General features: G+C 56.2%; 16 protein-coding genes. 10 read left to right on the forward strand and 6 right to left on the reverse strand.

Features of this window, described 5'->3' with window-relative positions:
• Window position 1: 1 nt before the first annotated feature.
• Window positions 2-415 (reverse strand): YmfQ family protein, encoded by a 414-nt coding sequence (locus tag ACRESJ_RS05415; RefSeq protein ID WP_431756985.1) that lies wholly within the window; start codon window positions 413-415, stop codon window positions 2-4.
• Here ACRESJ_RS05415 and ACRESJ_RS05420 point away from each other — a divergent pair.
• From ACRESJ_RS05420 to ACRESJ_RS05435, 4 genes are all read left to right on the forward strand, one after another.
• Complete coding sequence (locus ACRESJ_RS05420; protein WP_431756986.1) at window positions 414-686, forward strand: hypothetical protein; 273 nt, start codon at window positions 414-416, stop codon at window positions 684-686. The two genes, ACRESJ_RS05415 and ACRESJ_RS05420, sit on opposite strands and share 2 nt — an antisense overlap.
• A gap of 46 nt (window positions 687-732) precedes the next feature.
• Window positions 733-1,197 carry a hypothetical protein gene (locus tag ACRESJ_RS05425; RefSeq protein WP_431756987.1) on the forward strand — a complete coding sequence of 155 codons (465 nt, stop codon included), beginning with the start codon at window positions 733-735 and terminating at the stop codon, window positions 1,195-1,197.
• Window positions 1,198-1,288: 91 nt separating this feature from the next.
• Window positions 1,289-1,636, forward strand: a complete 348-nt coding sequence (locus ACRESJ_RS05430) for a hypothetical protein (protein ID WP_193039440.1) — start codon at window positions 1,289-1,291, stop codon at window positions 1,634-1,636.
• Between the two features lie 27 nt (window positions 1,637-1,663).
• Window positions 1,664-2,479, forward strand: coding sequence for a DUF2303 family protein (locus tag ACRESJ_RS05435; protein ID WP_431756988.1), 816 nt, complete (start codon window positions 1,664-1,666; stop codon window positions 2,477-2,479).
• 44 nt (window positions 2,480-2,523) lie between these two features.
• On the opposite strand, the gene ACRESJ_RS05440 is transcribed toward ACRESJ_RS05435, so the two are convergent.
• Entirely contained in the window at window positions 2,524-3,411 is an 888-nt protein-coding gene (locus ACRESJ_RS05440) for a hypothetical protein (protein WP_431756989.1), read from the reverse strand.
• 69 nt (window positions 3,412-3,480) lie between these two features.
• Window positions 3,481-3,756, reverse strand: a complete 276-nt coding sequence (locus tag ACRESJ_RS05445; RefSeq protein WP_431756990.1) for a hypothetical protein — start codon at window positions 3,754-3,756, stop codon at window positions 3,481-3,483.
• A gap of 59 nt (window positions 3,757-3,815) precedes the next feature.
• Between ACRESJ_RS05445 and ACRESJ_RS05450 the strand changes: the two genes are divergently transcribed.
• Window positions 3,816-5,630: a DNA cytosine methyltransferase gene (locus ACRESJ_RS05450; protein ID WP_431756991.1), complete on the forward strand. Its 1,815-nt coding sequence runs from the start codon at window positions 3,816-3,818 to the stop codon at window positions 5,628-5,630.
• 309 nt (window positions 5,631-5,939) lie between these two features.
• Complete coding sequence (locus ACRESJ_RS05455) at window positions 5,940-6,281, forward strand: hypothetical protein (protein WP_431756992.1); 342 nt, start codon at window positions 5,940-5,942, stop codon at window positions 6,279-6,281.
• Window positions 6,282-6,439: 158 nt separating this feature from the next.
• On the opposite strand, the gene ACRESJ_RS05460 is transcribed toward ACRESJ_RS05455, so the two are convergent.
• Complete coding sequence (locus ACRESJ_RS05460; protein ID WP_431756993.1) at window positions 6,440-6,670, reverse strand: hypothetical protein; 231 nt, start codon at window positions 6,668-6,670, stop codon at window positions 6,440-6,442.
• Between the two features lie 83 nt (window positions 6,671-6,753).
• On the opposite strand from ACRESJ_RS05460, the gene ACRESJ_RS05465 reads away from it, so the two are divergent.
• From ACRESJ_RS05465 to ACRESJ_RS05480, 4 genes are all read left to right on the forward strand, one after another.
• The gene (locus tag ACRESJ_RS05465; protein ID WP_431756994.1) at window positions 6,754-6,942 is read left to right on the forward strand and encodes a hypothetical protein; all 189 of its coding nucleotides are present in this window, start codon (window positions 6,754-6,756) and stop codon (window positions 6,940-6,942) included.
• A gap of 466 nt (window positions 6,943-7,408) precedes the next feature.
• Window positions 7,409-7,654 carry a hypothetical protein gene (locus ACRESJ_RS05470; protein WP_431756995.1) on the forward strand — a complete coding sequence of 82 codons (246 nt, stop codon included), beginning with the start codon at window positions 7,409-7,411 and terminating at the stop codon, window positions 7,652-7,654.
• Window positions 7,655-7,691: 37 nt separating this feature from the next.
• A complete protein-coding gene (locus ACRESJ_RS05475) occupies window positions 7,692-7,925 on the forward strand; it encodes a hypothetical protein (protein WP_130905357.1) in 234 nt (77 codons plus the stop codon).
• Entirely contained in the window at window positions 7,925-9,064 is a 1,140-nt protein-coding gene (locus tag ACRESJ_RS05480; RefSeq protein WP_431756996.1) for a tyrosine-type recombinase/integrase, read from the forward strand. Before ACRESJ_RS05475 ends, ACRESJ_RS05480 begins: the two co-directional genes overlap by 1 nt.
• Here the strand turns inward: ACRESJ_RS05480 and ACRESJ_RS05485 are convergent, their stop codons facing one another.
• Together ACRESJ_RS05485 and ACRESJ_RS05490 are read right to left on the reverse strand one after the other, a co-directional pair.
• Window positions 9,065-9,643: a hypothetical protein gene (locus ACRESJ_RS05485; RefSeq protein ID WP_431756997.1), complete on the reverse strand. Its 579-nt coding sequence runs from the start codon at window positions 9,641-9,643 to the stop codon at window positions 9,065-9,067.
• A partial coding sequence (locus ACRESJ_RS05490) for a hypothetical protein (RefSeq protein WP_431756998.1) occupies window positions 9,621-9,841 on the reverse strand: 221 nt, incomplete at its 5' end. The genes ACRESJ_RS05485 and ACRESJ_RS05490, both read right to left, overlap by 23 nt.

Below are 9,841 nucleotides of genomic sequence, written 5' to 3' on the forward strand. Positions count from 1 at the left end.
TTCAATCTCCGTAAGCGAAGAGCGCGATCGTGTGCGCCGGCTTCAATTGATTTATTTTGCATTCGAGGGTGTCATTTCCCCATGTCCGCAAGCGCTCGCCGGCGGCCGACCGACCGGCCCTGAATTCAGTGACACTCACTTCGGGTGCCCTGACCAGCCAGGTAAAAACCCACGGACCATTGGTTAGAAGATCTCCTGCACGTGAGTGTCCAGCCCTGAACGGCCTGAACTCTTCGATGGTCACCATGTAGCCGAGCGATGCGGCCAGCTCAATGAAATATCCGGTCGATTGCCCACCGGTGCTGGTGAGCTTGGTCAGAAGTGCGCCCTTGCGACCCTGAATGGTTTCCTCCAGCACGCCCGAGCATTTATCGGGAAGGCCGGCTACACGCAACCCACACCGAGGATCAGCCATGCATCCATCATTTCAAGAGCGCATCGACGAACTCGGTGTGCTGCTGCAACAAACTAACGCGGCACGTGCTGCGTTCTTCGGCCGCACTGATCGGCCGTTGCCGCCAAAACCGGTGCGCTACCAGGTAACAGGTGAAAGCGTCGGCATGTTCCAGATCGTCGACCTCGCCACCGGCAAAACTCGAGCATTCCGCGAGAACTACAAGGCAGCTCACGACCTCGCCATGCAGTTCGAGGAAAAGGCCAGCCGCCTCCCCGGAGGTGCGCAGTGATCGGCGTACCAATGCCCAACCCGAAGGACGCGATCACGGAGACGCTATGAGCAAGCGCAAGCCAAACAACATGCGTGCCCGGATAGAGCGTTCGTGCCGGGCATTGTTGAGCACCAACCACGTCGCGGTAGTGAACATCGACCCCAGCGGCCGCCAAGGCATGATCAATTGGAAGAACTGCAAGAGCATCCCTCCCGGGCAGCGCATCGCTGATGCCGTGTGCGACTTTGCACATCGCTGGACGATCTACCTCAGCGTCCAATGCCGTGATCAGCGCGGACACCGGTACACCAAATCGATAGAGGTCGCGCCCCAGGGTAATTACCTCGCCGCACACCTCGAGGGCGTGATCGAGGAAACCTACAAAGACCTGGTCGCTGAGAGCAATCCGAATCATCGGGTTGCCTCGGGTTGGATCGCCATTCCCGCCGAAATATCCCTGACCGAAGAACAGGCCGCCCGCGTGTTCGACGCCGTGGGCGTGTGGAACCAGGTCCAGATAGCAGCATGAGGCGGATCAACAGCCAAGTGCGCCAGCGCCTTCGTCAATCGCAACTCAACCTTCCCCCCAGCGGCCTGTTGGCCAACCCGGAGAAACAGCCATGTCCACCGCTACTGATACCGCAGAGTTCCTCGAAGAGCTTAACGGCGGCGCCTTCGCCAGCCAGATCGGCCACGCCCTTTCCGAAGTGGCCGCCGGGGTAGTTGACCACGGCAAGGCCGGCAAGCTGGTCATCACCTTGGACTTCAGCCAGATCGGCGAGTCGAGCCAAGTAAAGATCAAGCACAAGCTCGACTACAAGGTGCCGACCAAGCGCGGTACCCGCAGCGAGAACACCAGCCTGGACACGCCGATGCACGTTGGCTCCGGCGGAAAGATCACCCTCTTCGCTGAAAAGCACGACCAGCTCTTCACCCGCGAAGAAGCCCCCATCAAACCACGCACCTGATTCCACCCTCTCACAAGGATCTGAAGCATGTCCCTGACCAAAGAAGCAGTTCAGCTCATCACCGATACCGCCCTCCAAGCCGCCGGCAAGAACCTTCCAACCCAAACACCTACAGTGGTGCTTCCGGAAGGCTGCCAGGTGGTCACTCTGGAAAAGTGGCAGGCCGGTCGCAGCCGTTTCCGTGGCATCTACTCCACCCATTCGCTGGCCGACTTCAGCGCCTACGTCGCCGATCGGGCGATCTCGACCGCAAAGGGCTTCATCGACCAGGACGAAATGACCTGCACGTTGCTGTTCAACCTGGGCACTGATGCGCTACCGGGCCATGCAGATGACCGCGCCGTTCTGAAGCTGAAGGCATCCGCTGGCTACAAGGCAGCTCAAAGCATCGGTGGCAGGGCGATGACGCAGAAGGATCTGAGCGACTGGATCGAAGATTGGCACCAGTACCTAACCCCAGTGGATGACGAAGGCAAAGCGATTCCTGTCGCCAAGGCCATCGCTGCGGTACGCACGATCACGGTCAAAGCAACCAGCGAATCCGAAAACACCGTCGGCGACACCAGCGCCAGCCGCAGCGCCATGGATCAGATCGAGGCCCGAAGCAAAGAAACGCTGCCGGCAGCCCTGCTGTTCAGAACCATCCCATTCGAGGGCTTGATTGAGCAGCAGATCAATCTGCGGATTTCGGTGATCACCAGCGGCTCAGTGCCCGCGCTTAAACTGCGTTGGGTTGGGGAAGAGGTTCAGCGCGAAGACATCGCACAGGAATTCAAGACGGTACTACAGGAGAAAATCGGCACCAACGCTTCTCTATCCCTCGGTTCCTTCGACTCAAAATGACATAACGCGCCACGCCTACTGGGTAGTGGCGCGTTAAGCCACATTTATTCGAAAAAAGCTCGATCGCCGAAAATCTTGTGATCATGATTAAAAGCTTCGATAGTTTTTGAATTGGCGGCTCGTTCCGGGTTGGTCTTTAAAGCGCTATCAATAACTTTTCGTTGCTTTGGATTGATACTTTTATACGAACCTGAAATCTCTCTAGCCTTTCTGAACATATATTCTGCAAACCCTGTCGGCCACCAATATTCCCGTGGTGACACTTTACCCCCACCAAGGGCGACACGACTGGAGCGCATTCTAGTCGATTCACTATGCCCCGTTAAACCGAGAACAATAAAATACGGCAGCTTGGTATAAACCATAACCCCTTTCTCGCCATAAAGGATGTCCATGTGCATATTCCTCAAAATATAGCGATTTATATTGGCGGGAAGGTTGCGAACATTTGTTTTTGAAAAAGCCTCAAGGGGATAAAAATGTTGCTCGTATTTCCCCAGATTGTTTGATCGACCCAATAAATAGTCAGCTAACGCCGACTCTGCCTGATCTAGGGCTTCATCTACACCCTCACAGCCTTTATGACCATCAGGACTAACATTTCGGATATAAGTCAAAGTCCGCCATGAGAGAGAAGCACAGAATTTCGCAAGCCAATCTCCATATATAGCTTCACTTTTACCTTCATTGACAACTGGATAAAAAATCTTTTTTGCGAACTCTCTCTCCCAGCCTGAGAACAACTGTTCACAACCTCTACAAAGCCAATAATCCTTAGCTGTATCCTGCGCTCTTTTATTAACAGATTGATTTAGTCGGATGAAGCCGGTTGCCGATGTATCTTTGATCCACTTCCCTACAAACTTTGGAATAAAATGACTTAGTTGCAATTCACCCTCAACACAACAAAGTTTGCAAGAACCAGTAGGCATATCCTTCTCCTCGGTGGATTACTGGGGCTGAATACAAATACCTCACCTCAACGAATCATGCCATCCGGTCTATTTGTATTGCTGGTTGGCAGACATCAGCCAGTAAAGATCCCAGGCACTTTGAAATAGCTGCTCGTACTCTTCGAGCGCAATAGATGGGCGGTTCGTATCGAAAGAGATGATTTTCTCGAAAAGCGATCGAGCATCTTCGGTCGGAAACTCAGAAGCCAATAGTGGGGATAGCTCACTGAGCACGAGATTCGATCGATGAGAAGCACTACCACAGGTAGCCATTGCCTCAAGCGCTTTCGTCAATCGCTCAACCGTATTGTGCGGATCTTTCACAGCTTCACCTCACTTTCATAAACCATCGAACTTCCGACTATACCCGTCGAGGATCCACTATGTCCGCAGAACAGAAATTACCCCAGTTCATCAACCGCCAGCCAAGCATGGGCCTGCCATTCGAAAAAGAACTGGTGGTGGACTTGTTCGCTGGTGGCGGTGGCGCGAGCACCGGCATTGCCCGGGCGTATCGGGAGCCGGACGTAGCCGTTAACCACAACCCAATCGCCTTGGCCGTGCATCGCGCCAACCACCCGCAGACAGCGCACTATGTCGCCGACGTATTCGAGGTGGATCCGGTCCATGCGACTGGCGGCCAGCCGGTGGGCATCCTCTGGGCCTCGCCGGACTGCCGCCACCACAGCAAAGCCAAAGGTGGCGCACCGCGCGATCGCGGGGTTCGTGGACTGGCTTGGGTGGTAGTACGCTGGGCCCACGCAACCCGCCCGCGCCTGATGTTTCTGGAGAACGTAGAAGAGTTCTGCGACTGGGGGCCAATCGACGAGGAAGGCCAGCCAATCAAGGCTGAACGCGGGCGCACCTTTAAATCCTTCATCGCTGCTCTCAGCACGGGGTTGGCAGCGGATCACCCGGACATGCCAGAGGTGCTTGAGTCGATTGGCGACTTCGTGCCGAAGGAAGCGCTGGTGCGCGGGCTCGGCTACAATGTCGAATGGCGCGAACGCATCGCGGCCAACGCCGGAACCCCCACTATCCGCAAGCGCTTGTACCTGGTGGCGCGTAGTGACGGCAAGCCGATCGTCTGGCCAGCGCCAACGCGCCACAAAGTGCCGACGGCAAAGCAAAAGCCTTGGCGCACCGCCGCCGCATGCATCGACTGGGGCAATGTCGGTCGCACCATCTTCCGTGACAAGCCCATGGCGGTAAACACCATGCGCCGCGTTGCCAAAGGCTGCTGGCGACATGTGCTGACCAGTGCGAAACCGTTCATTGTCCCAATGCGCGGCACGTCGGAAGCGCACACCAGCACACACGGCGTCGACGAAGCGTTATCGACTATCAGCGCCGGCGGTACGCATCACGCACTGGTGCAGCCGGTGGCAGCGCCTTTCCTCACCGAGTGCGCCAACGGCTCGTCGCAACGCAACTTCAGTGCCCAAGAGCCTTTGCGAACCCAAGTCGCTCAAGTAAAGGGCGGTCACTTCGCGATGGTCGCCGGCCATCTGACCCATCTGACACACCATGGCGAGCGCAGCGGTTACTCGCTGAATGAGCCAGCCCGAACAGTGACTGGCGCGAATCGCGGCGAGCAAGCACTTGTCGCCGCATTCTTCGAGCAAGCAAACGGAGGCTTCTACGACGGCGACGGCCGTTCCGCCGACTCACCGCTCTCCACCATCTGCCAATCCGGCGCCAATCAACGGCTGGTGAACGCCTACCTGGTAAAGTACTACGGCAACGAGAAGGACGGCATCTCACTCACCGAGCCGATGCACACCCTGCCGACGAAAGATCGAGTCGCGCTTGTCGAGGTCGTGCAGGTGCCTGACACCCTGACGCCTGAGCAATTTGAAGGTGCTCGCCGCTGCGCCGCCTTCATGCACGAACATCTGCCGGAGCACTTCAAAGACCCGGCCGAGATGGTGATGGTCGGCGGGTATGTGCTGGTCGACATCACGCTGCGCATGCTGCAACCGCCAGAGCTGAAGGCAGCCCAGGGCTTCGACAAGGACTACATCATCGATCGCGGATTGTTCGTTGACCCGGTCACCGGTGCCGAAGAGTGGCGCGATATCAACAAGACGGATCAGGTCCGGCTGATCGGCAACAGCGTATGCCCAGACGAAGCAGAAGCACTGGTCACAGCGAACGCCGCAGACATCATCGAGCTTTACCAGCGCCTGGCCGCCTGACTCAGTGCTTTCGACTCTTACCTAGGCCGAATGCGCCGCCACCCACAGTAAAAACGCTGCGCTTCTTTGTTTTCTTCTTCGGGCCGTCGCAGAGGATCTTTAGTCGCCGAGCACGGGCAGCGCCGGTTAGGTCACAAACGCGCTTCCCGGGCGGACCAAGGCAAGCCAGAAGATGCTTCTTTAAAGCCCGAGCCGTGAATAGAGCCCCGCAATATTTACACGGCTGATCTATCGGCCTTCCCTTCGCATCCACTTCAACAGTCATGGCTTCCTCCATCGAAGCCAGAGCTTATCAATGAGACATCCCCCATGCCCACAGAAAACAAATTCACCACGCAGCTGCCGGAAGTGAAGCGCTGGCAATTGAAAGGCTTCATCCCTGGCGTTGAAGGCGAAAGCAAGGCTGTATCCCGGCCGATCGTGGTGTTAGCAGATGATTTCGACCGCGTCGCCGCCGAGCGTGACGGGCTCCAGTTGGCCCTGAATACGGCAGACCAGACCATCGACGACCTTCAAGCAGCGGTCAGTCGGCGCAATTTGCGCATTGCGGATCTGGAACTCCAGCTCAAGCACTTCGCAAGCTGTGCCGACATCCGCGCCGTCGGAACGGCAGCTATTGACGCCGTAGCCGCACTCAACACCCCGCAGTAACTCCCTCCCCCTTCAAAGTCAGCCATATCCCAAAAGGAGTACGTCTGTACTCCACCCACGAAAATCGTAACCCCGCCACGGAAATCCTAATTTCCGGCACCCATCCTCAAATTTCGTTAACCAACTCAAAGTCAGCCGCTATAGCGGCAAGGGTGGCGCTATGAAACAAACTCACCCAGGCTCTCGCGGGCAGTTGGGATGGCGTGTTCCAGCAGCTCTAAAGGGACATTCTGCTCGAACAGCGTCACCTCAAAACGCAGCGTTTCGTCATTCCTGAATATCTCGAAGACGATTTCTTCGCCGCGCCAGCACTCAAGCCCCAATCCGTCGTGACCCTTCACGACGCTGGAGGCAGTAAAAAACTTGTATTCCACTCCGTGTACGACCAATTCGCACCTCCATTTAGGGTGCAACGATACCTTCCCCACCCTTGAATTTGATAGCCGCTATTGCGGCAAGGACGCGCTCGCCCATGAAAAGAACAGTCGTGCTCACCGGCAAGGCCGTCTTGAGCTTCCGAAAGGTAATTGAAAACATTGATGACGACGAGGTCGCGGAGCTGCTGGCCAGCAATGACCTTCGGGAAGCTCAAATCGACGATGACGACCTGCTCGACATTGAGTGGATTCACGACGATGTCGAAATTCAGGTGACGCCATGATCGCCCTCGCCTGGTTCGCCTACGTGTACTGCTAAAAGGGACCTTGCCGGTAAGGGTTCACCCCGCCAGTTACCTTCAGGGGAGGAAGCGTGTACGCAACTGGCGAGGCGAACAACTCAACCCTAGTTCACCTGCCACACCACCCTAACGCCCTTCGTCAGATTCAAGACCTACACAACCCCACACAAGAGCCTGTGGGTGAATGGCGGGCCGCAACATCAATTGTTCCTCTGCATCCATCCAATCAGCAACATAGTGCACCCTGAGACAAAAACACCAAAAGACAAGTAACCGACACTCCGACCCCACAGTAGTTGGTTCAGGCAAACGCCGAGTCCAACTATCGCCATTGGAACCCCGATGACGAACACCTTGTTTCGAAAAGCCTTTCGCATCACCACCTCCACTCAAAAATTGTTTGTTTAAACCATAGACCCGCCGATGAAATGGTGGGCAAGGAATAGTCATGCCTCTCGAAAACATGCCCGTGATGAAGGGCGTCAACATCAAATCGATCCCCATGCGTTTGCTCCAGCCCTATGAGGAGCAGGCGCTCCGCAATCACAGCCAGTCTCTACAGCGCCTTGCCGAGCGTGGCGGCATGGATTCCACCGAGATTCTCGGGATGGTGCGCGGCCTGCGCTGGAGTCAACTCAAAGTTCGACCGGACGACGAAGCCGAACTCATCAAGTGGGTCGCCAGTAAATCCTAACCCCCTTCTGCCGCCACGCGCGGCATGGAGCATCATCATGGCGAAAGTTATTGCCCAGATTACCGTAAAGCTCCCGCGCCTGATGGAGGTGAGCGAGTACCGGAAGTTGCGCTACGCCGGCGGCAAGCCGAGTGTGCAACAGTTGAAGAAATGGATTGAGGAAGGCGAAGTGATCGGAGAGGTAAAGGGCGGGATGTATTTCGTGGATTTGCAGGCGGCCGTAATGGGGTCGAATGATCCACTGCTAGCCAAGATGCTGGAGGTAGGCTGATGGCGCCCCCGCGGGAGAGGACCGTGAAAAACCGGAATCTGCCAGCCAACCTCTACCCCAACGGCAAATACTGGCAGTACAAGAACCCCATCACCGGCAAGAAGATCAGCATCAACAAGCCGATGGCCGAAGCCATCAAGCTGGCCAACGCCGCCAACGCGAAGCTGCTTCCGCTGCTGGCAGACGACGGTTCGTTGCTGGCCATGCTCACCGGGGATGCCGCGCCGAAGTTCAGCGCTTGCCTCGATCGCTTCGAGAGCGAATGGCTGCCGACCCGGTCGTACGCCGCCAGCACCCTGAAGGAGATCAAATTCAAGTTGGCCCGGTACCGCGAGGACCTGGGCGACCTGATGATGGGGCAACTCGATGTGCTGACGATTGCCGAGTACCTAGACGGTTTCGAAAACAACGCCTACACCAAGCACCGGGGACTGCTGGTCCAGGTGTTCGCTTTCGCCGTGGCCAAAGGACTGTGCGAACGCAACTCGGCGGAACTGACCCTTGTGAAAAAGGAGGCGGAGAAGAAACGCCAGCGCCACACGGTCGAGGGGCTGAACAAGATTCTGGGGTATGTGGGGACGCCTGTCTGGTTGAAACGCGCCATCCGGCTGGGGTTGCTGAGTCTTCAGCGGAGGGAGGACATCGTGGTGTGGTCGAAATCGGCAGTGGACCTCGATCAGAACACAATCAAGGTGTCGCCCGGCAAGACACAGAACTACGAGAAGCCCGTTCACCTAGAGATCGTCATGGGTCAGGCGCTGAGGGAGGTGGTGATGGAGTGCATGAAGTCGCCGGTCGTCTGTCCGTACCTGGTCCACTACTCGCCAAAGGCGCGCAAGCGCTCTCAGCTGGACGCCAAGCTGCATTGGAACTCGGTGACAGCCGACTACCTGACCAAGTCATTCGCCCAGGCGCGGGACGATTCCCAGGCCTACGCTGACATTCCAACCGGCGAGCGCCCGACCTTCCACGAGATTCGTGCACTCGGCGCCTGGCTGTACGAACAGCAAGGTTTCGACCAGGAATACATTCAGGGATTGATGGGGCATGCGGACGTGAAAATGACCGAACACTACCAGGCGGGGCACGGCGAAGAAGCTGTGGTTTACATGAAGGTCAAAGCCGACCTGAAGGTTTAATTACTTCACGAAATACTGCTCAGCCTTCGAAAGGAAATCTGAATAGAACTCGTGGGCAAGCTTTGCGACCGAACACACATTATTGGAATCGATATCTGCTCCCAAATGCGTTTTCGGTACTGGGTAATCACGCCCTCGATTTCGCACAGGGAGCAGTGTCATTTTGGCGGGGATGAACTCAATTTTGAACCCATCTGGGGAGCGAATTTCGAAATTTCCATCACCATGAATTTTCCCGCCTTGGATGCGCAGAGGCTTGCCATTGACCCCGCTGATCCCAACTCCGCCTGGGTCGCGCCCAACAATCTCTTCTACCGAATGTTCCTCTGCACCTCTAGCATTGATCAAATATGCCAAGAGCTCATCGGTTGTACGCGACTTCTTATAAGGTCCCCACCACGCATCCCACTTTGGGCTTTTCTTGAAATGCGCCATAGCCTTGTTGAAACAACGCTCCAGGCGAAAAAGGAAACCCTTCCATGCCTCCTCAAAATCATCAAGACTGGTAGCGTTTTCCATTGCGTTGATGGACTGAAGCGCTTTGTCGAGTTCCAACTTAGGTGCCGGTGAATTTTGCATTTGGCCATTCCATCCTTAGATGCTGTGCTAGCGTTTGCCCAAAATATTCCCAAAGTTTGCCCAAAACCCGCGCAACAAAAAAGGGCCCACCTTTCGGTGAGCCCTTCCAGACCGCCCAGCAGAGCGGATTTTGTTTGGTAGGCGCGATTGGACTCGAACCAACGACCCCCACCATGTCAAGGTGGTGCTCTAACCAAC

The organism is Pseudomonas sp., assembly GCF_050739655.1.
Lineage (GTDB): Bacteria > Pseudomonadota > Gammaproteobacteria > Pseudomonadales > Pseudomonadaceae > Aquipseudomonas.

Coding starts and splice junctions, on each gene's coding strand:
- ACRESJ_RS05430 (WP_193039440.1), top strand. CDS start 1,289: ATGTCCACCGCTACTGATACCGCAGAGTTCCTCGAAGAGCTTAACGGC.
- ACRESJ_RS05435 (WP_431756988.1), top strand. CDS start 1,664: ATGTCCCTGACCAAAGAAGCAGTTCAGCTCATCACCGATACCGCCCTC.
- ACRESJ_RS05415 (WP_431756985.1), bottom strand. CDS start 415: ATGGCTGATCCTCGGTGTGGGTTGCGTGTAGCCGGCCTTCCCGATAAA.
- ACRESJ_RS05480 (WP_431756996.1), top strand. CDS start 7,925: ATGGCGCCCCCGCGGGAGAGGACCGTGAAAAACCGGAATCTGCCAGCC.
- ACRESJ_RS05420 (WP_431756986.1), top strand. CDS start 414: ATGCATCCATCATTTCAAGAGCGCATCGACGAACTCGGTGTGCTGCTG.
- ACRESJ_RS05455 (WP_431756992.1), top strand. CDS start 5,940: ATGCCCACAGAAAACAAATTCACCACGCAGCTGCCGGAAGTGAAGCGC.
- ACRESJ_RS05475 (WP_130905357.1), top strand. CDS start 7,692: ATGGCGAAAGTTATTGCCCAGATTACCGTAAAGCTCCCGCGCCTGATG.
- ACRESJ_RS05465 (WP_431756994.1), top strand. CDS start 6,754: ATGAAAAGAACAGTCGTGCTCACCGGCAAGGCCGTCTTGAGCTTCCGA.
- ACRESJ_RS05450 (WP_431756991.1), top strand. CDS start 3,816: ATGTCCGCAGAACAGAAATTACCCCAGTTCATCAACCGCCAGCCAAGC.
- ACRESJ_RS05485 (WP_431756997.1), bottom strand. CDS start 9,643: ATGCAAAATTCACCGGCACCTAAGTTGGAACTCGACAAAGCGCTTCAG.
- ACRESJ_RS05440 (WP_431756989.1), bottom strand. CDS start 3,411: ATGCCTACTGGTTCTTGCAAACTTTGTTGTGTTGAGGGTGAATTGCAA.
- ACRESJ_RS05425 (WP_431756987.1), top strand. CDS start 733: ATGAGCAAGCGCAAGCCAAACAACATGCGTGCCCGGATAGAGCGTTCG.
- ACRESJ_RS05470 (WP_431756995.1), top strand. CDS start 7,409: ATGCCTCTCGAAAACATGCCCGTGATGAAGGGCGTCAACATCAAATCG.